General features: G+C 70.0%; 20 protein-coding genes and 1 pseudogene. 10 read left to right on the top strand and 11 right to left on the bottom strand.

Going from position 1 to position 22,367, the window contains the following annotated elements:
* Nucleotides 1-8: 8 nt before the first annotated feature.
* The 7 genes and pseudogenes from apaG to STVA_RS22325 all read right to left on the bottom strand — a co-directional run bounded on the left by apaG (nt 9) and on the right by STVA_RS22325 (nt 6,782).
* On the bottom strand, nt 9-401 hold the full coding sequence (gene apaG, locus STVA_RS22350; protein ID WP_123692249.1) for a Co2+/Mg2+ efflux protein ApaG: 393 nt from the start codon (nt 399-401) through the stop codon (nt 9-11).
* Nucleotides 402-608: 207 nt separating this feature from the next.
* Nucleotides 609-1,454 carry an OmpA family protein gene (locus tag STVA_RS22345; protein WP_170216579.1) on the bottom strand — a complete coding sequence of 282 codons (846 nt, stop codon included), beginning with the start codon at nt 1,452-1,454 and terminating at the stop codon, nt 609-611.
* A 470-nt stretch (nt 1,455-1,924) separates the two neighbouring features.
* The gene (locus STVA_RS28245) at nt 1,925-2,548 is read right to left on the bottom strand and encodes an MFS transporter (RefSeq protein ID WP_246782863.1); all 624 of its coding nucleotides are present in this window, start codon (nt 2,546-2,548) and stop codon (nt 1,925-1,927) included.
* 124 nt (nt 2,549-2,672) lie between these two features.
* A pseudogene (locus STVA_RS28240) lies at nt 2,673-3,254 on the bottom strand (MFS transporter); the annotation flags it as partial.
* A 22-nt stretch (nt 3,255-3,276) separates the two neighbouring features.
* Nucleotides 3,277-3,774 carry a peptidylprolyl isomerase gene (locus STVA_RS22335; protein WP_245978442.1) on the bottom strand — a complete coding sequence of 166 codons (498 nt, stop codon included), beginning with the start codon at nt 3,772-3,774 and terminating at the stop codon, nt 3,277-3,279.
* Nucleotides 3,775-3,928: 154 nt separating this feature from the next.
* The gene (typA, locus tag STVA_RS22330) at nt 3,929-5,749 is read right to left on the bottom strand and encodes a translational GTPase TypA (RefSeq protein ID WP_123692241.1); all 1,821 of its coding nucleotides are present in this window, start codon (nt 5,747-5,749) and stop codon (nt 3,929-3,931) included.
* A 46-nt stretch (nt 5,750-5,795) separates the two neighbouring features.
* Entirely contained in the window at nt 5,796-6,782 is a 987-nt protein-coding gene (locus tag STVA_RS22325; RefSeq protein WP_123692239.1) for an adenosine kinase, read from the bottom strand.
* Nucleotides 6,783-6,943: 161 nt separating this feature from the next.
* On the opposite strand from STVA_RS22325, the gene STVA_RS22320 reads away from it, so the two are divergent.
* The 8 genes from STVA_RS22320 (at nt 6,944) to STVA_RS22285 (ending at nt 16,246) form a co-directional block, all read left to right on the top strand.
* The gene (locus STVA_RS22320) at nt 6,944-8,857 is read left to right on the top strand and encodes a PhoX family protein (protein WP_338069553.1); all 1,914 of its coding nucleotides are present in this window, start codon (nt 6,944-6,946) and stop codon (nt 8,855-8,857) included.
* Between the two features lie 94 nt (nt 8,858-8,951).
* The gene (locus tag STVA_RS22315; protein WP_123692235.1) at nt 8,952-10,001 is read left to right on the top strand and encodes an amino acid ABC transporter substrate-binding protein; all 1,050 of its coding nucleotides are present in this window, start codon (nt 8,952-8,954) and stop codon (nt 9,999-10,001) included.
* A 51-nt stretch (nt 10,002-10,052) separates the two neighbouring features.
* On the top strand, nt 10,053-11,219 hold the full coding sequence (locus STVA_RS22310; RefSeq protein WP_123692233.1) for an amino acid ABC transporter permease: 1,167 nt from the start codon (nt 10,053-10,055) through the stop codon (nt 11,217-11,219).
* Nucleotides 11,219-12,325: an amino acid ABC transporter permease gene (locus STVA_RS22305; RefSeq protein ID WP_123692231.1), complete on the top strand. Its 1,107-nt coding sequence runs from the start codon at nt 11,219-11,221 to the stop codon at nt 12,323-12,325. Before STVA_RS22310 ends, STVA_RS22305 begins: the two co-directional genes overlap by 1 nt.
* On the top strand, nt 12,322-13,080 hold the full coding sequence (locus tag STVA_RS22300) for an amino acid ABC transporter ATP-binding protein (protein ID WP_123692229.1): 759 nt from the start codon (nt 12,322-12,324) through the stop codon (nt 13,078-13,080). Before STVA_RS22305 ends, STVA_RS22300 begins: the two co-directional genes overlap by 4 nt.
* Nucleotides 13,081-13,096: 16 nt before the next feature.
* The gene (locus tag STVA_RS22295; RefSeq protein ID WP_123692227.1) at nt 13,097-14,299 is read left to right on the top strand and encodes an aminotransferase class V-fold PLP-dependent enzyme; all 1,203 of its coding nucleotides are present in this window, start codon (nt 13,097-13,099) and stop codon (nt 14,297-14,299) included.
* The gene (locus STVA_RS22290) at nt 14,296-15,363 is read left to right on the top strand and encodes a threonine aldolase family protein (RefSeq protein WP_123692225.1); all 1,068 of its coding nucleotides are present in this window, start codon (nt 14,296-14,298) and stop codon (nt 15,361-15,363) included. The genes STVA_RS22295 and STVA_RS22290 overlap by 4 nt, the downstream gene beginning before the upstream one ends.
* A gap of 232 nt (nt 15,364-15,595) precedes the next feature.
* Complete coding sequence (locus STVA_RS22285) at nt 15,596-16,246, top strand: bactofilin family protein (RefSeq protein ID WP_123692223.1); 651 nt, start codon at nt 15,596-15,598, stop codon at nt 16,244-16,246.
* A gap of 103 nt (nt 16,247-16,349) precedes the next feature.
* Here STVA_RS22285 and nth read toward each other — a convergent pair whose 3' ends face one another.
* The gene (nth, locus tag STVA_RS22280; RefSeq protein ID WP_123692221.1) at nt 16,350-16,985 is read right to left on the bottom strand and encodes an endonuclease III; all 636 of its coding nucleotides are present in this window, start codon (nt 16,983-16,985) and stop codon (nt 16,350-16,352) included.
* A 100-nt stretch (nt 16,986-17,085) separates the two neighbouring features.
* On the opposite strand from nth, the gene STVA_RS22275 reads away from it, so the two are divergent.
* Nucleotides 17,086-17,580 (top strand): DUF2244 domain-containing protein, encoded by a 495-nt coding sequence (locus STVA_RS22275; RefSeq protein WP_123692219.1) that lies wholly within the window; start codon nt 17,086-17,088, stop codon nt 17,578-17,580.
* Here the strand turns inward: STVA_RS22275 and dapB are convergent.
* Entirely contained in the window at nt 17,562-18,377 is an 816-nt protein-coding gene (gene dapB, locus STVA_RS22270) for a 4-hydroxy-tetrahydrodipicolinate reductase (protein WP_123692904.1), read from the bottom strand. The two genes, STVA_RS22275 and dapB, sit on opposite strands and share 19 nt — an antisense overlap.
* A gap of 128 nt (nt 18,378-18,505) precedes the next feature.
* Here dapB and STVA_RS22265 point away from each other — a divergent pair, with 128 nt between their 5' ends.
* On the top strand, nt 18,506-18,916 hold the full coding sequence (locus STVA_RS22265; protein WP_123692217.1) for a GNAT family acetyltransferase: 411 nt from the start codon (nt 18,506-18,508) through the stop codon (nt 18,914-18,916).
* Nucleotides 18,917-18,937: 21 nt separating this feature from the next.
* Here STVA_RS22265 and dnaJ read toward each other — a convergent pair whose 3' ends face one another.
* Nucleotides 18,938-20,062, bottom strand: a complete 1,125-nt coding sequence (gene dnaJ / locus STVA_RS22260) for a molecular chaperone DnaJ (protein WP_123692215.1) — start codon at nt 20,060-20,062, stop codon at nt 18,938-18,940.
* Between the two features lie 139 nt (nt 20,063-20,201).
* Nucleotides 20,202-22,130, bottom strand: a complete 1,929-nt coding sequence (gene dnaK / locus STVA_RS22255; RefSeq protein WP_123692213.1) for a molecular chaperone DnaK — start codon at nt 22,128-22,130, stop codon at nt 20,202-20,204.
* Nucleotides 22,131-22,367: the final 237 nt, after the last annotated feature.

Below are 22,367 nucleotides of genomic sequence, written 5' to 3'. Positions count from 1 at the left end.
CGGCCTGTTCAGTTGAGTCGAACGGGCTGGTGGGGACTATCGAGCGAGAAGGCGGGAATGCGAACGTCGAACATCTCGCCCGCGGCACCCTCCATCTGGTACGTGCCGACCATGATGCCGGACGGCGTCGGCAGCGGCGTGCCGCTCGTATACTCGAAGGATTCGCCGGGCTCCAGCACCGGCTGCTCGCCGACGACGCCCGGGCCACGCACTTCCTGCACCCGGCCCAGCGCATCGGTGATGCGCCAATGGCGCGTGCGGAGCTGGACCTTCTCGCCACCCGTGTTCTCGATCTTCACGTGATAGGCCCAGACATAGTGGTTCTCGGCCGGGGAGGACTGATCCTCCAGGTAGAACGGCTTCACCGTGACGCGGATGGTGCGGGTGGTTTCGCTGTACATGGGATGATCCGCGGGAGGGCGATGGGGCCATCGGCCCGGTCCCGGATGGCCGGAACCCTGCCGGCTGGCGGAGAGGTGCCCAAACTATCGGCCGAGCGGCCGATATTGTCCAGTCGATGGGCCTTCCGGTCGATGGGCCATTCTGGCCCACAAACGAAAACGGCGCCGGCCGAAGCCGACGCCGTTCCGTCTGCCGGTAGAGAACCGCTACTGGATGCGGATCTCGGCGCGGCGGTTCTGCGGCTCGCGGACACCGTCCGGAGTCGGCACCCGGGGCTCGGACTCACCGCGGCCCGCGGTCGAGACCTGGCCGGCGGCGATGCCGCCACGAACCAGTGCCTGCTTGACCGAGTTCGAGCGACGGATCGAGAGACCCTGGTTGTACTGCGGCGTGCCGGAGCGGTCGGTATGGCCGACAACGCTGATCGGGCCAGCCTTCTGGCGGTAGGACGCAATCACCTGCTGGATGACGCGGGCGCCTTCGGCCGTGATGTTCGACCGGTCAAAGTCGAAGAACACGATGAACTGACGCGCCGCCGGCGGAGCCGCCGGGACAGGTGCCGCGGCCGGGGCCGGGCGGGCTTCGAGCTGGGCCAGCAGGGCGTAGAAGTCCCGCTTGCACTTCTCGATGCAGTCGATCTGCCAGCCTTCTTCCTGCTCTTCGACCCAGCAGTCATAGGCAAGCTGCGCACCGGCCGCGACCTGCGGCAGGCGCGTACGGCCATTGCCGTCCAGCGCCGCGATCAGGCGGGCGCGGGCAGCCTGGAACTCCGGCATCATGCTCGCCGGCAGCGCCCAGTTCGCCGGGTCTTCCGGCAGGACCATCTGGCCCTGGCCGGCGGCGAGGCCCTTGTTCGCGTAGCGATACGCGTCAGACCAGTCGCGGAGCCCTTCCTCCTGAATGGCAAGCGCGCGATAGCCAGCGGCCAGCGCCTGCGTGAATTCCGTACCGCCGGTCGGCGTCATGCCGCGGACCGAGTCGATCTCGGTCGTGCCGCAGGCGGCCGCCATGAGGCCGACAGCGAACACTGCCCCTAGCTTCATCGATCGCATGAAGAAAAACCTCCTTGTCGTTTCAGCCCACACCGCGGATCGTTCTCGAAATCCCGCGGCGCCGGGCGCGCCCCACGAACTACCGATGCTAACGACCACCCGCAGGCCGAAACCTACAGGTGCCCCTCGACCATGAATTCTAAGGTCTGGCCAGTGGCTGGCAACCCGAAAATCCACGACCCCCGCCGGCAGTACCGCTTGCGCACCCCCCGTGACACCAGCCACACACATCGGCGCGGCGGCGCGCCACGCCGACGGCATCGTATTAATCTATAGTCGAATCTTGCGCATGTCGGCAGTCCCCTCGACCGTTTGCCCGGCACTTCCGCGATTCCCCGGTGCCTATGTGGCCGACTTGCAACAGATGCGGCCTGGGAACCACGCAACTTCGCGGCGTCGCCGGGCTGAACGCATAAACCATGCGGCCGGATCCATCGCCACGGCAAAAATTCTCGGGCGTGTGCCGTGGGCTATCGGGTTGCCGGACGGGCGGCGGCGGGTGGATCGATCGGGAAGCGGCGGCCCAGCCACAGCAGGATCAGCAGGGCCGGCAATGCCGCGGCCGTGGTCGCCAGGAAGAACGGGACCCAGTCGAGCCGGTCTGCCAGCCAGCCGCCGCTGGCGGACAGCGTCGTGCGCCCGACGGCCGCCAGCGACGAGAGCAGCGCATATTGCGTCGCGGTGAAGGCCAGCGAGCACAGGCCCGACAGGTAGGCCACGAAGGCGGCCGATCCCATGCCGCCGGTGAAATTCTCCAGCAGGATGGTCAGCGTCAGCACCCAGACGTCGTGCCCCGCCCAGGCCTGCAGCACGTAGGTCAGGTTGGACGCCGCCTGCAGCAGGCCGCAGACCAGCAGGCTGCGATAGACGCCCCAGCGATAGACGATGAGGCCGGCCACGGCCAGGCCCGCCAGGGTGGCTGCGACTCCGAACAGCTTGGCGACGTTGGCCACCTCGATCTTGGTGAAGCCGAGCGCCACGTAGAACGGGTTGGCCATGACGCCGGCCAGGGCGTCGCCCAGCTTGTAGAGGACGACGAAGAGCAGGATGGCGAGCCAGCCCGGGCGGCGGGCGAACTCCGCGAATGGCGCCACGACGGCATCGCGCGCCCAGGCCGCGGCGCGGGCGAGCCCACCGGTCGCCGCCGAGGATGGCGGCTGTGCTGCCGGGTCGAGGGGTGAGGGGGCGGGCAGGCTCCGGGGACAGCAGCACGGTCGCCACGCCGACCAGCATCAGGCTTGCCATCACCGCATAGGCGACGGCCCAGCCGCCGAAGGCCGCGGCGTAGAGGGCGCCGGCCGAGGCGGCCAGCATGCCGCCGCGATAACCCCACTGGATGGCGGCCGCGCCCATGCCCTGTTCCTCGGGCTCCAGCAGTTCGATCCGGTAGGCGTCGATGACGATGTCCTGGGTGGCCGACAGGAAAGCGACGGCCAGCGCCGCCATGGCGGTCAGCGCCGGATCGACGGCGGGGTCGGTCAGGCCGAGCAGGGCGATGGCGGCGATGAGGGCGGCCTGGACCGCCAGCGTCCAGCCGCGGCGGCGGCCGAAGCGGCCCGTCAGGACGGGCAGGGGCAGGCTGTCGACCAGCGGCGCCCAGAGGAATTTCAGGCTGTAGGCGGTGCCGACCAGCGCGAAGAGGCCGATGGCGGTGCGCGATACCCCGGATTCGGCCAGCCAGAAGGACAGCGTGCCGAACGTCAGCGGCAGGGGCAGGCCGCTGGCGAAGCCCAGGCCGAGGACGGTGGCCAGGCGCGGTTGCCGCCAGATGGCGGCCAGACCGCGCCCCGCCCCGTCCATCGGTGCCAGGCTCTGCTTCTGCTTACTTGGCGTCGGCGGCGACCTGCATCTTCACGATGCGGTCTGGGTTGCTGACGGCGCCGTTCTGGGCGCTCGAGCCCTTCTTGATCATGTCGACGAATTCCATGCCCTGCGTGACCTTGCCCCACACGGTGTACTGGTTGTCCAGGTGGGTCGAGGGCGCGAACATGATGAAGAACTGGCTGTCGGCGCTGTTCGGGTTGGCCGCGCGGGCCATCGACAGCGTGCCGCGCACATGGCGCTCCTTGGAAAACTCCGCATCCAGCTTCTGGCCGGAGCCGCCGGTGCCGTCGCCGCGCGGGTCGCCCGTCTGGGCCATGAAGCCATCGATCACGCGATGGAAGACGATGCCGTCATAGAAGCCCTTGCGCGTCAGCTCCTTGATCCGGGCGACGTGCTTGGGGGCGAGGTCGGGGCGCAGTTCGATGACGACGCGGCCGTCCTTCAGGTCGAGATAGATGGTGTTTTCCAGGTCCGCTGCTTGCACGGGGGCCTCCATCAGGAGAAGGCAGCCGATGACAGCGAGGAGAGTGCGGAAGAACCGCATGGGCAGCCTCTCGGAGTGAGTGTTGGGGGAAACCGACTCGCTGGCCGGGACCATAGACGATCACCGGCCGGCGGGAAACGCGAGGGGGAAGGGCGGTGGCCGGGGCCTAGCTGGCCTCGGCCGCGCGGCTTGCCCGCTTGCGGTCGTTGGGGTCGAGCAGCTGCTTGCGCAGGCGGATGCTCTTGGGCGTCACCTCGACCAGCTCGTCGTCGGCGATGTAGGCGATCGAGGTCTCTAGCGTCAGCACGCGCGGCGGGGTCAGCCGCACGGCCTCGTCCTTGGACGTGGTACGGATGTTGGTAAGCTGCTTGCCGCGGATCGGGTTGACCTCGAGGTCGTTCTCGCGCGTGTGCTCGCCGATGATCATGCCCTGGTAAACCTGGGTCGACGGGTGCACGAACATCGGCCCGCGATCCTCGAGGTTCCACAGGGCATAGGCGGTGGCGACGCCGTCGCTGTTGGAGATGAGGACGCCGGCGCGCCGGCCCTCGATCGTGCCCTTGTAGGGGGCGTAGCCGTGGAAGATGCGGCTCATGATGCCGGTGCCGCGGGTGTCTGTCAGGAACTCGCCCTGGTAGCCGATCAGGCCGCGCGCCGGGATGCGGAAGGTCAGGCGGACCTTGCCGCCGCCCGACGGGCGCATGTCGATCATCTCGCCTTTGCGCGAGCCCAGCTTCTCGACGACGATGCCGGAATAGGCCTCGTCGACGTCGATCTGGGCTTCCTCGATCGGCTCCATGCGCTGGCCGGTCTGCGGGTCGTTGCTGAACAGCACGCGCGGGCGCGAGATCGACATCTCGTAGCCTTCGCGGCGCATCGTCTCGATCAGCACGCCCAGTTGCAGTTCGCCGCGGCCGGCGACCTCCATGGCGTCCTTGCCCTCGGTCTCGCGCACGCGGATGGCGATGTTGCCCTCGGCCTCGCGCACCAGGCGGTCGCGCAGCATGCGGCCGGTGACCTTGGTCCCCTCGCGGCCCGCCAGCGGCGAGTCGTTGACCGAGAAGGTGACGGCGATGGTCGGCGGATCGACCGGGATGGCGTCCAGCCCGACCGTGACGCTCTGGTCGGCCAGCGTGTCGGCGACGGTGGCATCGGTCATGCCGGCGACGGCGATGATGTCGCCCGCCTGGGCCTCCTGCACCGGCACCCGCTCCAGCCCGCGGAAAGCGAGCAGCTTGCTGAGGCGGCCGTCCTCGACCACGACATTGCCGCGCAGCGCCTTCACCGGCATGTTCACCCGCGCGGTGCCGCTGGTGATGCGGCCGGTCAGCACGCGGCCCAGGTAGGAATCATATTCCAGCAGGGTCGTCAGCATGGTGAAGGGCGCGTCGACATCGACGACCGGCGCCTTCACATGCTCCAGCACCAGATCGAACAGCGGCGTCATGTCGACCCGCTCGGCATCCATCGAGGTGGCGGCCCAGCCGCCGCGGCCCGATGCGAAGAGCGTCGGGAAGTCGAGCTGGTCGTCGTCGGCGCCGAGTGCCGCGAACATGTCGAACACGTCGTTGTGGACGCGCTGCGGCTCGGCGTCGGAACGGTCGACCTTGTTGATGACGACGATCGGGCGCAGGCCCTGCTTCAGCGCCTTGGCGACGACGAACTTGGTCTGCGGCATCGGCCCCTCGGCCGCATCCACCAGGACGACGACGCCGTCGACCATGCTCAGGATTCGCTCAACCTCGCCGCCGAAATCGGCGTGGCCGGGCGTGTCGACGATGTTGATGCGCGTGTCCTTCCAGACGACCGCGGTGCACTTGGCCAGGATGGTGATCCCGCGCTCGCGCTCCAGGTCGTTGGAGTCCATGGCCCGCTCCGCCACCTGCTGGTTGACGCGGAACGTGCCGGACTGGCGCAGCAGAACGTCGACGAGCGTAGTCTTGCCGTGGTCGACGTGGGCGATGATGGCGATATTGCGGATGTCCATGGGCGCTCGATATGGCAGCGCAGCAAGGCCTATGCCAGAAGCTGCGTCAAATGGGATGGGCCAGTCCGGCGAGCGGCGTTTCCGGTCGCGCGCCGAAGTGGGAGATGATCTCGGCCGCGGCGATCGCGCCGAGGCGGCCGCATTCGGCAAGGTCGCGGCCGGCGGTCAGGCCGTAGAGGAAGCCCGCGGCATAGAGGTCGCCCGCACCCGTGGTGTCGACGACGCGGGCGACGGGGGCGGCGGCCACGGTGTGGACGGCATCGATCGTCGCCACCACGCTGCCCTCGGCGCTGCGGGTCAGGGCTGCGATCGGCACGGTGCCGCGGATGGTGTCGAGCGCGCCCGCGAAGTCGTCGGCCCCGGTCAGCGACAGGATCTCGACCTCGTTGGCGAACAGCACGTCGACATGCTCGCGCACGAACAGGCGCAGCGCGTCGCGGTGGCGATCGACACAGAAGGGGTCCGACAGGCTGAGGGCGACTCGGCGGCCGTTGCGCCGCGCGATGCCGGCTGCCTTCACGAAGGCCTCGCGCGCACCCGGCGGGTCGAACAGGTAGCCCTCGAGATAGGTCACGGCCGATGCCGCCACCGTCGCCTCGTCGACGTCGTCCGGGCCCAGTTCGACGCAGGCACCCAGATATGTCGACATGGTGCGCTGGGCGTCGGGCGTGACCAGGATCAGGCAGCGGGCGGTGCCGGCGCCGCTGGTGGCGGGCGCGGTCGGGAAGTGGACGCCGCTCGCCTTGATGTCGTGGGCGAAGATGCCGCCGAGCTGGTCGTCGCGCACCTTGCCGAAATAGGCGGCCTTGCCGCCCAGCGAGGCGATGCCGGCCATGGTGTTGGCGGCCGATCCGCCCGACATCTCGACGCCGGATGCCATGCGCGCGTAGAGGGCATCGGCGCGGGCGGCGTCGATCAGGGTCATGGTGCCCTTGGCCAGTCCCTCGCGCTCGAGGAAGGCGTCGTCGGCGTGGGTCAGGACATCGACAATGGCATTGCCAATGCCAAGGACATCGTGGCGTGTCTCAGCCATTCTAGGGCACATTTCGGTGGAGGAACGGCGCGGGTTCTATCGGATTGCGGCCGCTTCGGCAAGAAGGGCCGCGAAATCGTCATATGCCTGTCGCCGCGCCATGCGATCCAGGCTAGGCATTTCTCTTTCCCGGTCTGCCGCCAAGTCTGGAGATAGGTCCATTGAACGAGCCAGAGTTCGCGCCGATGGCCGACAGGGATGGGCCGCCGGCCAATTCCTCTTCGGAGCCCTCGATCGGCTGGCTGGTCGAGCGCCGACTGTCGCGGCGCGCCGTGCTCGCGGGTCTGGTGGCCGCCGCGGCCCTGCCGGCCTTGCCCTCCCCGCCGGCCGTGGCGGAGGAGGCCGCGACCGGCTTTGCCGCCATCCCGCCCGGCAGCGACGACCGCGATCATGTCCCGGCCGGCTATCGGTCCCAGGTGCTGCTGCGCTGGGGCGATCCGGTGCTGGCGGATTCCCCCGCCTTCGCCATCGGCGCCCAGGACGCCGCCGCCCAGGCCCGGCAGTTCGGCTACAACTGCGACTTCACCTGCTACTTCCCGCTGTCGACCGCGGGCGATTCCAGCCGGCACGGCCTGCTGGTGGTCAACCACGAATACACCGTGCCCGGGCTGATGTTCCCTGGGCTCGGCGCGGACCGCGACGCCGGGCAGCGCGCGACGCGCGAGCAGGCCGCGATCGAGATGGCGGCGATCGGCCTGTCGGTGGTGGAGGTGCGGCACGGGGCCGAAGGGTGGTCGGTCGTGCCGGGGCGCTACGCGCGTCGGCTGACGGTAACCACTCCCATGCATCTGTCCGGCCCGGCGGCCGGCCATGCACGGATGCGCACCGCGGCCGATCCCGCGGGGCGGCAGGTCGCCGGCACCTTTGCCAACTGCGCCGGCGGGCAGACGCCCTGGGGCACGGTGCTGACGGGCGAGGAGAACTTCCATTTCTTCTTCGGCGGCGGGGCCGCGGCCGACCCGGCCGGCGCGCGCTACGGCATGTCGCCCAGGAGCTGGTACTCCTGGCACCGGCACGACGCGCGCTTCGACCGGGCGCAGGAGCCGAACGAGGCCAACCGCTTCGGCTGGATCGTCGAGTTCGACCCCTACGACCCGGCTTCGGTCCCGGTGAAGCGCACGGCGCTCGGCCGCTTCAAGCATGAGGGGGCGACCACGGTGGTCTGTCCCGACGGCCGCCTGGCGATCTACCAGGGTGACGACGAGCGGTTCGAGTACGTCTACAAGTTCGTGACGGCGCGCGCCTGGAACCCGGCCGACCGCGCCGCCAACCGAGACCTGCTGGACGAGGGCGTGCTGCACGTCGCCCGCTTCCATGAGGACGGGCGGCTGGAATGGCTGCGGCTGGTGCAGGGCGAAGGGCCACTGACGGCCGCGAACGGCTTCCCTGACCAGGCCACGGTGGTGATCGAGGCGCGCCGCGCCGCCGACCTGGTGAAGGCCACGCCCATGGACCGGCCGGAGGATGTCGAAGTCAGCCCGGTCACGGGCCGCGCCTACGTGACGATGACCAACAACAACCAGCGGCGGCCCGAACAGGTGACGGCGGCCAACCCGCGCGCGACCAACGACCATGGCCATGTCATCGAGATGATCCCGCCGGACGGTCCGGGCGGCACCGACCATGCAGCGACTGAGGCGCGCTGGGACGTCCTGATGGTTTCGGGGAACCCTGCCGTCGATGCGGGAACGCGCTATGGCCCCACGGCGGAGGCCGGCGACTGGCTGTCCTGTCCGGACAACCTGGTCTTCGATCCGGCCGGCCGGCTGTGGGTCGCCACCGACAGCGGGATGAGGGGCGGGGCGGCCGACGGCCTCTATGTGACGGCCACCACCGGGCCGGAGCGCGGCCGGGCCCGGCGCTTCTACCGCGCGCCGATCGGGGCGGAGGTGACCGGCCCGTGCTTCACGCCGGATGGCCGCACGCTGTTCCTGTCGGTGCAGCATCCGGGGATGACGGCCGGCTCCCACTTCGCGGCGCCGTCGACGCGCTGGCCGGACTTCGCCGATGGCATGCCGCCCCGGCCCTCGGTTATCGTGATCACCAAGGACGATGGCGGGCCGATCGGCGGCTGATCGGGCAATTTCCGTTGCGCGGGTGGCCCGTATCCTGCGAAGTCCGGCCTTTCCGAATATGCAGCAGCCTACCCAATCGAAAGGATCGACTGCCATGGCATCCCTACTGGCGCGCGGATTGTTGCCGGCCCTCTTCGGGGCCTCGCTGGCCATGGCGTCGGCGGCTGCGTCCTCCGACGCCGAGGCCGGGCCGACCCTGGACGCGGTGAAGGCGCGGGGTGCGCTGGTCTGCGCCATGAACGGCAGCCGCCCCGGCTTCTCGGTCGTCGACAGCAAGGGCGAGTGGACCGGCCTGGAAGTCGATGTCTGCCGGGCGATCGCGGCCGCCGTGCTGGGCGACGCCGGCAAGGTGCAGTACGTCAAGAGCACCACCCAGACCCGCCTGACCGTGCTGCAGACGGGCGAGGTCGACGTGACCCTGTCCAACGTCACCTGGACCTACGGGCGTGACGCCGACCTCGGTCTCGATTTCATCACCCCCACCTTCTATGACGGGCAGGGCTTCATGGTGCCCAAGAAGCTGGGCGTGAAGTCGGTCAAGGAGCTGGACGGCGCCACCATCTGCGTGCGCCCCGGCTCGACCTCGGAGCGCATCATCGCCGATGCCCAGGCCAAGTATTCGATCAAGATCACGCTGGTGGTGATCGAGGACCAGAAGGAGCTGAACACCGCCTTCTTCGGCGGCCGTTGCGACGTCTTCGTGCAGACGACCTCGGGCCTGTCGGCGATCCGCGCGGCCGTCGCCCCCAACCCCGAGGACTTCGTGATCCTGCCGGAGGTCTTCGGCAAGGACCCGATGGGCCCGGTCGTCCGCCAGGGCGACCCGCAATGGCGCGACATCGTGCAGTGGACGGTCTTCGCCCTGTTCGAGGCCGAGGAGCGCGGTATCACGTCCAAGAACGTCGACCAGATGCGTCGCGACAGCAAGGAGGCCGAGGTGCAGCGCCTGTTGGGCACGGCCGGCGGGTCGAGCGGCAAGGGCCTGGGCCTCGATCCCGAATGGGCCTACCGCGTGATCAAGCAGGTCGGCAACTATGCCGAGATCTATGACCGGTCGCTGGGCGACGGCTCCAAGCTGAAGCTGAGCCGCGGCGTGAACCAGCAGTGGACCAATGGCGGCCTGCTCTATGCGCCGCCGTTCTGATCGGCGCCGCTTCGGACCGTATCGGCCGTTGATCGCACAGGCTAGCTGATCATGCCGCCCGCCACCCGGCGGCCCGCCTTCTGGCGGACCGCCGGCTTCCGCGCGACCCTCTACCAGGTGCTGGTGATCGCCCTCCTGGTGGGGGCGGTCGCCTGGATGACGGAAACCGCCCGCCAGGCGATGCACGCGCGCGGCATCGCGTCCGGCTTCGATTTCCTGCTCGACCGGGCAGGCTTCGCAATCGGCCATGCCTTCTTCGTCTTCACGCCGCAGGACACCTACCTGCGCGCCTTCGTGGTCGGGCTGGGCAACAGCCTGGTGGTGGCAGCGGCCGGGCTGGTGACGGCCACCGTGATGGGCGTGGCCCTGGGCCTGTCGCGCCTGTCCGGCAACTGGCTGCTGTCGCGCGCGGCCGGCCTCTATGTCGAGCTGTTCCGCAACACCCCGCAGCTGGTCCAGATCGTCTTCTGGTACGCGCTCTTCACCCTGCTGCCAGGGCCGCGGCAAGCGTGGAACCTGCTCGACCTCGCCTTCGTCTCCAATCGCGGCCTGCTGATGCCCTGGCCGGCGCAGTCCGGCGTCTTCGGCTTGGCCCTGCTGTTGCTGGTCCCGGGCGTGTTCCTGGCGCGGGCCTTCCTGCGCCTGGCCGACCGCCGCCGGCGGGCCGGCCGGCCCTTGCGGGGGACGGCGCTGCTGGCCGCTGTCGTCCTGCTGGCGCCGTCCGCAGTCGGCTGGCTTGCCCTGGGCGCGCCCACGGGCTGGAGCGTGCCGGCCCTGCGCGGCTTCAACTTCGTGGGCGGGCTGGGCCTGTCGCCGGAGTTCCTGGCCCTCTATTTCGGCCTATCCTTCTATATCGCGGCCTTCGTGGCCGAGATCGTGCGCGCCGGCATCCTGTCGGTCGGGCGCGGCCAGGTGGAAGCGGCCCAGGCGATCGGTCTCGGCCGGGCCGACCTCTATCGCAAGATCGTCTTCCCCCAGGCCATGCGCGTGGTAGTGCCGCCGCTGGCGGCCCAGTACATCAGCCTGGTGAAGAACAGCTCGCTCGGCGTCGCCATCGGCTATCCGGAGCTGTTCAGCGTCACCAACACGGTGCTGACGCTGAGCGGCCACACAATCGAGGCGATCGCCATCATGGCGCTGGTCTATCTGGTGCTGGCGCTGGCGATCGGGGCCTTGGCCGACATCGTCAACCGCGCCGTGCGCATCCGGGAACGCTGATGGCGACCGGCTCCTTCGCCATCGAGGGCGGCGGCCCGCCCCGGCCGCCGCCGCCCGTCGCCCGCGGCGTCGTCGGCTGGGTCCGCCGCAACCTGCTGGCCAACCCGTTCGATGCGGTCGTCACGGTGCTGCTGGGCCTGGCCATCGCCTGGCTGGTGCCGCGTGCCTTCGCCTGGGCGGTCGTCGATGCCGTCTGGTACACCCCGGACGGGTCGGCCTGCCGGGCGGCGGCCGGGGCCTGCTGGGCCATCATCGCCGAGAAGCATCGGCTGATCCTCTTCGGCACCTATCCCTATGGCGAGCAGTGGCGGGGGGCGGCCGTGATCGCGCTCTTCGTCGGGCTGATCGGGCTGTCGGCGATCGACCGCATCCCCTTGCGCCTGCGGCTGGCGGCCTGGGCGGCGGCGTCCGTGGCGATCCTGGTGCTGATGCTGGGCGGCCTCTTCGGCCTCCAGCCGGTCGGCACGCATCTCTGGGGCGGGCTGCCGCTCACCATCGTCATCTTCGTCGCAACCGTGGCCGGCGGCATGCCGCTGGCGGTCCTGCTGGCGCTGGGGCGCCAGTCGGAGCTGCCGGCGATCCGCGCGGTGTCGGTCGGCATCGTCGAGGTGGTGCGCGGCCTGCCGCTGATCGCGGTCCTCTTCGTGGCCTCGCTCATCTTCCCGCTGTTCGTGCCGCCGGAACTGTCGGTCGACAAGCTGGTGCGGGCGATCATCGGCATGATCATCTTCTTCGGCGCCTATGCGGCAGAGATCGTGCGCGGCGGCCTGCAGGCGATCCCGGCCGGCCAGCACGAGGCGGCCCGGGCGCTGGGCCTCGGATACCATCCCCGCATGCGCCTGGTGGTGCTGCCGCAGGCACTGGCGCTGGTGGTGCCGGCACTCCTCAACGACATCATCCGCGCCTTCAAGAACACCACCTTCGTCGCCATCCTCGGCTTGTTCGACGTGCTGGGGGCGGCCAAGGTGGCACTCGAGGACCCGGTCTGGGTGCGCTACGCGCCGGAGGTCTACATCTTCATCTTCCTGCTCTACCTGCTGTTCTGCCTGGCCTTCTCGCGCCGGGGCATGGCCATCGAGCGGCGGCTGGCGGGGCGGCGGCGATGACGCGCCCCGGCAGCAGCGCCGACCTGGTGGTCGAGCTGGAGGCGGTCGACAAGTGGTATGGCGACTACCACGCGCTGCGCCGGGTGACGCTGGGCGTCGCGCGGGGGGAGCGGGTGGCGATCTGCGGCCCCTCCGGTTCGGGCAAGTCGACGCTGATCCGCTGCGTCAACGGGCTGGAGCGCCACCAGCGCGGCACCATCCGGGTCGACGGGATCGCGCTGGACGCGGCCGGCGCCGGGCTGGCGGCGGTGCGCCGGCGCACCGGCATGGTGTTCCAGAACTTCAACCTCTTCCCGCACCTGACCGTGCTCGACAACCTGACGCTGGGGCCGATCTATGCCGGCGGCGAGCCGGCCGCGGCGGCCGAGGCGCGCGCCCTGGCCCTGCTCGACCGGGTGGGGATCGCCGACCAGAAGGACAAGTTCCCGGGCCAGATCTCGGGCGGGCAGCAGCAGCGGGTCGCCATCGCGCGCGCGCTGATGCGCGAGCCCGCCGTCATGCTGTTCGACGAGCCCACCTCCTCGCTCGATCCAGAGCGGGTGCAGGAGGTGCTGGCGGTCATGGAGGAATTGGCCCAGGCCGGCATGACTATGCTGGTCGTCACCCATGAGATGGGCTTCATGCGCCGCGTCGCCGACCTCGTCGTCTTCATGGACCAGGGCGAGATCGTCGAAGCCGCCCCGCCCGAGCTATTCTTCACCGCACCCCGGACCGACCGCGCCCGCGCCTTCCTTGGGCAGGTCATGCATCTGTGACGACATAGGCCCCGCCATGACCATCCCCACGCCCGCGTCCCCACCCGCCGCCGCATCACCGGATTGGGCTTCCGTCCGCGCCCGCTTCCCGGCGGCGTCGCGCTGGACCTATCTCGACCTCGCGCGCAAGGCGATCCTGCCCGACACGGTCGGCCAGGCGATGGCCGAGTGGCTGGCCGACGTCGACGAGGCCGGCGGCAAGCGCGCCTTCTCGATGGACGAGATCGAGGCGGCCCGAGCGGACGTCGCCCGCGTCTTCGGCGCGCCGGCCGATCGCCTGGCCTTCGTCAAGAACACCTCGGAGGGCATCAACATCGTGGCCCAGGGGCTGGACTGGCAGCCGGGCGACAACCTCGTCATCTCGACCGAGGAGCATGAGAACAACACCTTCCCCTGGCGCCCGCTGGCCGATCGCGGGGTTGAAGTGCGGATCGCCCAGGCCGGTGCCGACGGCATGGTGTCGGTCGACGACTACCGCGCGCTGGTCGACGGCCGCACCCGCGTGGTCGCGGTCGCCTGGGTGACCTATGGCCTGGGCCAGCGCGCCGACCTGGCCGCCTTCGCCGACCTCTGCCGGTCGCGCGACATCTTGCTGGTGGTCGATGCGGTGCAGGGGCTGGGCATCCTGGCCGACCCGATCGGCGGGCTCGGCGCCGACGTGGTGGCGGCCGGCGGCCACAAGGCGCAGTTCAGCCTGGCCGGGGCCGGTCTCTTCCACGTCTCGGACCGCGCGCTCGACCGGTTGCGCCCGACCTATGCCGCGAAATATTCGTTCGACACGCTCGACCGCACGGTGGCAACCCCGGCGCTGGCGCCCGATGCCCACCGCTTCGAGTATGGCAACCCCAACTTCCTTGGCATCTGGGTGCAGCGGCGCTCGGCGCTGCTGATCGAAAGCTGGGGACGTGGCCATGTCGAGGCGCGCATCCGCGACCTCACCACGCGGGCCATCGAGGGCGCGCGCGAGCGCGGCATCGCCGTCGCCACGCCCGCCGACTGGAAGGCGCGGGCCGGCATCGTCAGCTTCCGCCTGGGCGGGGCCGATGCCGACCGCATCGAATCCTGGCTGGGCGAGGACGGCATCCGGGCTGCGGCCAAGGACGACCGCATCCGCATCGCCCCCCACGTCTACAACGACGAGGGCGACATCGATCGCTTCCTCGACCGTCTTTCCTTCCATCTCCGGCGCAACTCGTCCGCCGCGGAGGCCGCCCAATGACCAACGTCCAGACCCTGCCCCGCGTCGCCGTCGACCTCGGCAGCGACACCTCGACCCGGCCGACGAAGGCCATGCTGGCGGCGATGATGGCCGCCGAGACCGGCGACGAGCAGTTGGGCGAGGACCCGACCACGACCGCGCTCAACGAGCGCGTGGCCGACCTGCTCGGCAAGGAGGCGGCCGTCTTCATGCCGTCTGGCACCATCTGCAACCAGATCGCCATGCTGGTGCACACCCGGCCGGGCGACGAGGTGATCTGCGGCGCCGGCGCCCATGTCTACGGCTCGGAGGGGGCTGGCATCGCCGTGATGGGTGGCGCCCTCATCCGCCCGATCGCCTGCGACCGGGACATCTTCGATGCCGACCAACTGACGGCCGCGGTGCGGCGTCCCAAGATGCGGGCCCCGCGCTCGCGCCTGGTGGTTCTGGAGCAGACCGCCAATCGCGGCGGCGGGGCGGTCTGGCCGCTGGCCGCCATCCAGTCGGTGGCCGCGCGGGCCCGCGAGCATGGCCTGGCCGTGCACATGGACGGCGCCCGCCTGATGAATGCCTGCGTCGCGGCCGGCGTGTCGGCCAAGGACTTCGCCGCACCCTTCGACACCGCCTGGATCGACCTGTCCAAGGGGCTGGGCTGCCCGGTCGGGGCCGTGCTCGCCGGCCCGCGCGACTTCATCGAGGCGGCATGGGTGTGGAAGCATCGCCTGGGCGGCGCGCTGCGCCAGTCGGGCATCCTGGCGGCGGCCGGCCTCCATGCGCTGGACCATCATGTCGAGCGGCTGGCCGTCGACCATGAGAATGCGCGCATTTTCGCCAGCCTCGCCGCCGCCATCCCCGGCGTGCGCCTCGACCCGCAGACGGTGGAGACGAACATCGTCTTCCTCGACCTGTCGGCGACCGGCATCGACACGGCCATCCTCTATCGTCGCCTGCGCGAACAGGGCGTGCGGATCATGGTCGAAGGGCCGACTCGGATGCGCGCGGTGACCCATCTCGACGTAACTCGCGCGGACGTGGAGCGGGCGGCAGCCATGCTCGCGCAATCGGTGGAGGCCGGCCCGACCTGAGAAACTGGCCGTTTTCTCCCACCGATAGTGGCTCTGTTGCACGAAGGCCACTATTAGGGGCGATTCCTGGCCAGCATTCGGGTCAATTTATAATTTTCGTTCTGTTTCAATCCTCAAGAGGATATTCTTCGTGTCCAAGATCGGGAAGATTCATGGAATTGCGTTGGCATCCGGCTTCCGCGACCGGCAAGCCGACGAGGGTTGAAACCGTATCTGACGAAAGGTCTAGAGGATGTTCCGTCGACGCAAGGATGAAGACGATCCGACCGGCTCCGCCCCGACCGAGGCCGAAGACAGCTCCCCGTCGGCGGCGGCCAAGCCCTTCACCCGTCCGGTAACCCCGCCGCAGCCGGCCGCGTCCGGCCTGGCGACGCCGGCCGGCACACCACCCTTGGGCCGTGCCGTTCCGACCGCCCCGGTCGCCCGACCGCTCGACCCGTCGGGCCGCCGCCCGGCCGAGGCGCCGATTGCGCGTCGCGGTGGCGAGAACGAAAGCAAGACCCTGATCGTCGGCCACGGCATCTGCCTGACCGGCGAGATCACCGCCTGCGACAAGCTCGTCGTCGAAGGCCGGGTCGAGGCGACGCTGACCAGCCGCGTCATCGAGATCTCCGACACCGGCCTCTTCAAGGGCAGCGCGGAAATCGACGAGGCCGAGGTACGCGGCCGCTTCGAAGGCGACCTGATCGTGCGCAAGCGCCTGTTCATCGGCGCCACCGGCCGCGTCTCGGGCAAGGTCCGCTACGGCCAGCTTGAGGTCGAGGCGGGCGGGCAGCTCTCGGGCGACATCCGCTCCACCTCCGACGACGACGACATGTCGCGGTCGCTGGGCGGCCGCGGGTCGGACACGGGCGACATGCGCTTCGAAGCGGGTGGTCGCTGATCGGCGTCGGGTTCTGACGGGGCCGGCCTCGCGCCGGCCCCTCGTCTGGATTGTTTGAAGGCCGCGCCCGTGCGTCGGGGCGCGGTCTGGCCGGAGGCGCGCTCTAAGCCGTGGTCTTGCCCTTGAAGGCGCAGAGATCGCGGACGGTGCAGTCCGGGCAGCGCGGCTTGCGCGCCTGGCAGACATAGCGGCCGTGCAGGATCAGCCAGTGGTGGGCGTGCAGCCGCCACTTGGCCGGGACGGCCTTCTCCAGCTTCTCCTCGACCGCCAGCGGCGTCTTGCCCGCGGCCAGGCCCGTGCGATTGCCGACCCGAAAGATGTGCGTGTCGACGGCGATCGTGGGCGCGCCGAAAGCGACGTTCATCACCACGTTGGCGGTCTTGCGGCCGACGCCGGGCAGCATTTCCAGCATGTCGCGGTCGGCCGGCACCTCGCCGCCATGCTGCTCGACCAGGATCCGGCTGAGCTGGATGACGTTCTTGGCCTTGGTGTTGAAGAGGCCGATCGTCTTGATGAATTCCTTCAGGCGGGCCTCGCCCAGCTCGACCATCTGCGCCGGGGTGTCGACTAGCTGGAACAGCGGGCCGGTCGCCCGGTTCACGCCGACATCGGTCGCCTGGGCCGACAGCACGACGGCCACCAGCAGCGTGTAGGGGTTGCGATACTGCAGCTCGGTCTGCGGCTCGGGGTTGGCCATGGACAGGCGACGGAAGAACTCGTCGACCTTGCTCTTCTGCATGGGGGGTGGCTCTGGCGGCAGGGGAAGGGGCACAGTATCGCTGCCGCCCGGGGCGTGTCGCTCTTTTCCGCAGCGCGGACCGTGCCTATTCTCCAGGGCGATGGCCCAGACAGCGACCCTCGATCCGCCGCCGCTGCTCGATCTGGAACTGCGCCCGCACCGCAGCCTGTCGCCGGCGGGCTTCGGCCTGCTGATGGCCGTCCTGGGCGGGGCCAGCCTCGCCAGCGGGCTGATGTTCGTGATGATCGGCGCCTGGCCGGTGTTCGGCTTCCTCGGCCTGGACGTGCTGGGCGTCTACATCGCCTTCCGCATCAGCTACGCCCGCCGGCGCGCCACGGCCGACCGCCTGCGCCTGGCGGGGGACGCGCTGACGGTCGACCGGCTGCGCCCGCGCCGCCCGGTCGAGCGCTGGACCTTCCAGCCCTACTGGCTGCGCGTCGTCCATGACGAGGGGCCGCCCAGCGGCCGCGATCGCCTGGTGCTGACGTCGCATGGCCGCCGGGTGGAGGTCGGCGCCTTCCTCGGTGCGGACGAGCGCGCGCGGGTGGCGCGCCTGCTGACCGACGCGCTGCGGCGCTACCGCGACCCGGCCTGACGCAGGCCCAGCACGTCCATCATGTCGTAGAGGCCGGGCGGCCGGCCGGCCAGCCACAGGGCGGCGCGCACCGCACCCCGGGCATAGATCTCGCGGCTGCCGGCGCGATGGGTCAGCTCCAGCCGCTCGCCGCCGGCGGCGAAGACGACGGTATGATCCCCCACCACGTCGCCGCCGCGGAGCGTGGCAAAGCCGATGGTGCCGCGCTCGCGGGCACCGGTATGGCCGTCGCGCGAGCGCACGGCCGCCTCGGCCAGTTGCACGCCGCGCCCGCGGGCGGCGGCCTCGCCCAGGCCCAGCGCGGTGCCGGACGGCGCGTCGACCTTGTGGCGGTGGTGCATCTCGACGATCTCGATGTCGTAGTCGGGGTCGAGCGTGGCCGCCACCTGCTCCACCAGCCCCATCAGCAGGTTGACGCCGAGGCTCATGTTGGGCGCCAGCACGATGGCGGCACCGGCCGCCGCTGCCGCGATCGCCGCGCGGTCCTCGGCCGTCAGGCCGGTGGTGCCGATGACCAGTCCACGACCGGCCTCGGCCGCCAGGCGCGCATGGGCGACGGTGGCCTCGGGTGCCGTGAAGTCGATCGCCACGTCGACGGCCGCGAACATGGACGCAGGGTCCGTGACGATGGCGACGTCTCGCCGGCCGATTCCCGCCACCTCGCCGACGTCGCTGCCGGCGCCGTTGCTGCCGGGCCGCTCCAGGCCCGCCGCGATGCGGGCGCCCGGCGTGCGGTCGACCTCGGCCACCAGCATCCGCCCCATCCGACCGGCCGCCCCGGCGACCCCGATCCGCACCTCTGCCATGCCCCGTCCCCTCCCGATCTGGCCCGCGAGGGAGCCACAGCGCCGGCTGCCGCGCAAGCCCGCCGGCACGGGTTCGGCTACACTGCGGCGCTGCGTCTTCGGGGGATGGAGAGGGGATCTTGGAAGTACGGAACTACGAGCCGGGGGACTTCGCCGCCCTGGTCGCCCTGTGGCAGGCCTGCGGGCTGCATCCGAGCCGGTCGGACACGCCGGGATCGCTGGAACGCAAGCTGGAGCGCGACCCCGACCTGTTCCTGGTGGCCGAGCTGGACGGCCGCCTGGTCGCCTCGATCATCGGCTCCTATGACGGCCGCCGCGGCTGGATCAACCGGCTGGCGGTGGCGCCGGAACTGCGCGGCCAGGCGATCGGCCGCGGGCTCGTCGACCTGGTCGAGCGCCGCCTGGCGGAGCGCGGCTGCGACAAGGTCAACCTGCTGGTCGAGCCCGACAACCGCCAGGTGGTCGACTATTACGACCGCCTCGGCTACCGCACGGACGAACTGGTCTTCATGGAGAAGTGGCTGGCCTGAAGCCGGCCGGGCTGGAGCGGCCTATTCGCGCAGGTCGCTCCAGAACTCCTTCACCTTCTGGAAGAAGCCGGTCGATTCCGGGCTGGTCTTCTCCTTGCCACCGGCCCCCTCGAACTCGCGCAGCAATTCCTGCTGGCGCTTCGTCAGGTTCATCGGCGTCTCGACGATGGCCTGGATGTAGAGGTCCCCGCGCGAGGTCGAGCGCAGCACCGTCATGCCCTTGCCGCGCAGGCGGAACTGGTGGCCGGACTGGGTGCCGCCCGGCACCGACACCTTGGCGAAGGTGCCGTCCAGCGTCGGCACCTCGATCTGCCCGCCCAGCGCCGCCGTCGTCATCGGGATAGGCACGCGGCAATGGATGTTGGCGCCGTCGCGCTGGAAGAAGCGGTGCTGCGAGATGGCCAGGAAGATATAGAGGTCACCCGGCGGCGAGCCGCGCAGGCCGGCCTCGCCCTCCCCGGTCAGGCGGATGCGGGTGCCGTCCTCGACCCCGGCCGGAATGGAGACCGCCAGCGTCTTCTCCTTGCGCACGCGGCCCGCGCCGCCGCAGGACTTGCAAGGCTTCTCGATGATGCGGCCGGAACCGCTGCAGTTGGGGCAGGTGCGCTCGATGGTGAAGAAGCCCTGCTGGGCGCGCACCTTGCCGTGGCCCTGGCAGGTGGGGCAGTTGACGGGCCGCGACCCGGCCTCGGCGCCGCTGCCGTTGCAGGCCTCGCAGGCGGCATGGGTCGGCACGCGGATGGTCTTCTCGCTGCCGCGAAAGGCGTCTTCCAGGGATATCTCGAGGTTGTAGCGCAGGTCGCTGCCGCGGCCGCCATTGCCGCCGCCGCGCCGGCCCATGACGTCGCCGAACATCTCCTCGAAGATGTCGGCGAAGCCCTCGAAGCCGCCGCCACCGCCGCCGCGCCCGCCACCGCCGCCCTCGAAGGCGGCATGGCCGTAGCGGTCGTAGGCGCCGCGCTTCTGATCGTCCTTCAGGACGTCATAGGCCTCGTTGATTTCCTTGAACTTGTGCTCGGCCTCTTCGCTGCCGGGGTTGCGGTCCGGATGCCAGCGCATCGCCAGCTTGCGATAGGCCTTCTTGAGATCGTCCTGGTCGGCATCGCGGGCGACGCCGAGGGTCTCGTAGTAATCCTGTTTGGCCATGGGTCAGGCGGCAACTCGGTGGCGCCGCCGCGAGAGCGGGGCTGGGCAAGGGGAAACGGGAGCGCCCGCCGTCGATCCCGGGCTTGGGTTCGACAGCGGGCGCATACCCGTCCTCAGGTCTTCAGGTACGCAAAGGCGATCAGGCGCGCTTGTTCTTCTTGGTGTCGTCGACCTCTTCGAAGTCGGCATCCACCACCTTGTCCTTCTCGGCCGGCCCGGCCTCGCCGCCGGGGGCGGCACCGCCGCCACCGGGGGCTTCGCCCTGCTGGGCCTTGTACATGGCTTCGCCCAGCTTCATCGCCGACTGCGCCAGGCGGTCGGTGCGCGACTTGAGGTCGGCCGCGTCCTCGCCGGCCATCGCGTCCCGCACGCCCTGGATGTCCGCCTCGATCTCGGTCTTCACCGCGGGCGGCACCTTGTCGGCATGCTCCTGCAGGTTCCGCTCGGTGGAGTGGACCAGCGAGTCCGCATGGTTGCGGGCGTCGACGAGCTCGCGCTTGCGCTTGTCCTCGTCGGCGTGCTCCTCGGCCTCCTGCACCATGCGCTGGATGTCGGCCTCGCCGAGGCCGCCCGACGCCTGGATGCGGATCTGCTGCTCCTTGCCGGTCGCCTTGTCCTTGGCCGACACGCTGACGATGCCGTTGGCGTCGATGTCGAAGGCGACCTCGACCTGCGGCATCCCGCGCGGCGCCGGCGGCAGCCCGACCAGGTCGAACTGGCCCAGCAGCTTGTTGTCGGCCGCCATCTCGCGCTCGCCCTGGAAGACGCGGATGGTGACTGCGGTCTGGTTGTCCTCGGCGGTCGAGAAGACCTGGCTCTTCTTGGTCGGGATCGTGGTGTTGCGGTCGATCAGGCGCGTGAACACCCCGCCCAGCGTCTCGATGCCGAGCGACAGCGGCGTCACGTCGAGCAGCAGGACGTCCTTCACCTCGCCCTTCAGCACGCCGCCCTGGATGGCGGCACCGATCGCCACGACCTCGTCCGGATTGACCCCGCGATGGGGCTCCTTGCCGAAGAAGTTCTTCACGGTCTCGATGATCTTGGGCATGCGGGTCATGCCGCCGACCAGGATCACCTCGTCGATCTCCGACGCCTTCAGCCCGGCATCACGCAGGGCCGAACGGCAGGGGTCGATCGTGCGCTGCACCAGATCGTCGACCAGCGCCTCCAGCTTGGCCCGCGTCAGCTTGATGTTCAGGTGCTTGGGCCCGCTGGCGTCGGCGGTGATGAAGGGCAGGTTGATCTCGGTCTGGGTGGCGCTCGACAGCTCGATCTTGGCCTTCTCGCCGGCTTCCTTCAGGCGCTGCAGGGCCAGCCGGTCGCCGCGCAGGTCGATCCCGGCCTCCTTTTTGAACTCGTCGGCCAGGTAGTCGATGATCCGCTTGTCGAAGTCCTCGCCGCCCAGGAACGTGTCGCCGTTGGTCGACTTCACCTCGAAGACGCCGTCGCCGATCTCCAGGATCGACACGTCGAAGGTGCCGCCGCCCAGGTCATAGACCACGATCGTGCCGCTGCCGCGCTTCTCCAGCCCGTAGGCCAGCGCCGCCGCCGTCGGCTCGTTGATGATGCGCAGCACTTCCAGGCCGGCGATGCGGCCGGCATCCTTGGTCGCCTGGCGCTGGCTGTCGTTGAAGTAGGCGGGGACCGTGATGACCGCCTGGGTCACCGGCTCGCCGAGATAGGCCTCGGCCGTCTCCTTCATCTTCTGCAGCACGAAGGCGCTGAGCTGGGAGGGCGCGTACTTCTCGCCGCGCGACTGCACCCAGGCGTCGCCATTGTCGCCCTTCACGATGTGATAGGGGACGAGGGTCTTTTCCTTCACGACCATCGGGTCGGTGTCGCGCCGGCCAAGCAGGCGCTTGAACGCGAAGAGGGTGTTTTCCGGGTTGGTCACGGCCTGCCGCTTGGCAGCCTGGCCGACCAGGCGCTCGCCCGATTCGGTAAAGGCCACCATCGACGGGGTGGTGCGCGCGCCCTCGGCGTTCTCGATCACCTTGGCGGCCTTGCCCTCCATCACGGCGACGCAGGAATTCGTCGTGCCGAGGTCGATGCCGATCACTTTCGCCATGAGAATGTCTCTCCTATCGCAGCAGGTTCCGACGGCCTCGAAGGCACCGTTGGAACCCCCAGGGATGTCGTGGGGCTGGGTCGCGGGGACCGCAAAGCCCCTACGGTCGAGCGGATATATAAGAGGACCCCGCGGCGCTGCAACGGGGCGCTGGTCGCCGGGGCATCTTGGAGGAAAAGAATTCGGGCAGGATTGTGGCCGGCCGGAAGCCGGCCGCCCGCAAGCGCCTTCTTGCAT

The organism is Stella humosa, assembly GCF_006738645.1.
Taxonomy (GTDB): Bacteria; Pseudomonadota; Alphaproteobacteria; order ATCC43930; family Allostellaceae; genus Allostella; species Allostella humosa.
Note: the sequence above shows the minus strand (reverse complement) of the source record. Positions and strands in the feature narration are given on the sequence as shown.

Bases quoted from the DNA above. Each gene is read 5' to 3' on its own strand.
- STVA_RS22300 (WP_123692229.1), top strand. From the start codon at position 12,322: ATGACGCGCCCCGGCAGCAGCGCCGACCTGGTGGTCGAGCTGGAGGCG.
- typA (WP_123692241.1), bottom strand. From the start codon at position 5,749: ATGGACATCCGCAATATCGCCATCATCGCCCACGTCGACCACGGCAAG.
- STVA_RS22290 (WP_123692225.1), top strand. From the start codon at position 14,296: ATGACCAACGTCCAGACCCTGCCCCGCGTCGCCGTCGACCTCGGCAGC.
- dnaK (WP_123692213.1), bottom strand. From the start codon at position 22,130: ATGGCGAAAGTGATCGGCATCGACCTCGGCACGACGAATTCCTGCGTC.
- STVA_RS22345 (WP_170216579.1), bottom strand. From the start codon at position 1,454: ATGCGATCGATGAAGCTAGGGGCAGTGTTCGCTGTCGGCCTCATGGCG.
- STVA_RS22315 (WP_123692235.1), top strand. From the start codon at position 8,952: ATGGCATCCCTACTGGCGCGCGGATTGTTGCCGGCCCTCTTCGGGGCC.
- STVA_RS22335 (WP_245978442.1), bottom strand. From the start codon at position 3,774: ATGGAGGCCCCCGTGCAAGCAGCGGACCTGGAAAACACCATCTATCTC.
- STVA_RS22310 (WP_123692233.1), top strand. From the start codon at position 10,053: ATGCCGCCCGCCACCCGGCGGCCCGCCTTCTGGCGGACCGCCGGCTTC.
- nth (WP_123692221.1), bottom strand. From the start codon at position 16,985: ATGCAGAAGAGCAAGGTCGACGAGTTCTTCCGTCGCCTGTCCATGGCC.
- STVA_RS22275 (WP_123692219.1), top strand. From the start codon at position 17,086: ATGGCCCAGACAGCGACCCTCGATCCGCCGCCGCTGCTCGATCTGGAA.
- STVA_RS22295 (WP_123692227.1), top strand. From the start codon at position 13,097: ATGACCATCCCCACGCCCGCGTCCCCACCCGCCGCCGCATCACCGGAT.
- dnaJ (WP_123692215.1), bottom strand. From the start codon at position 20,062: ATGGCCAAACAGGATTACTACGAGACCCTCGGCGTCGCCCGCGATGCC.
- STVA_RS22305 (WP_123692231.1), top strand. From the start codon at position 11,219: ATGGCGACCGGCTCCTTCGCCATCGAGGGCGGCGGCCCGCCCCGGCCG.
- STVA_RS22325 (WP_123692239.1), bottom strand. From the start codon at position 6,782: ATGGCTGAGACACGCCACGATGTCCTTGGCATTGGCAATGCCATTGTC.
- STVA_RS22285 (WP_123692223.1), top strand. From the start codon at position 15,596: ATGTTCCGTCGACGCAAGGATGAAGACGATCCGACCGGCTCCGCCCCG.
- apaG (WP_123692249.1), bottom strand. From the start codon at position 401: ATGTACAGCGAAACCACCCGCACCATCCGCGTCACGGTGAAGCCGTTC.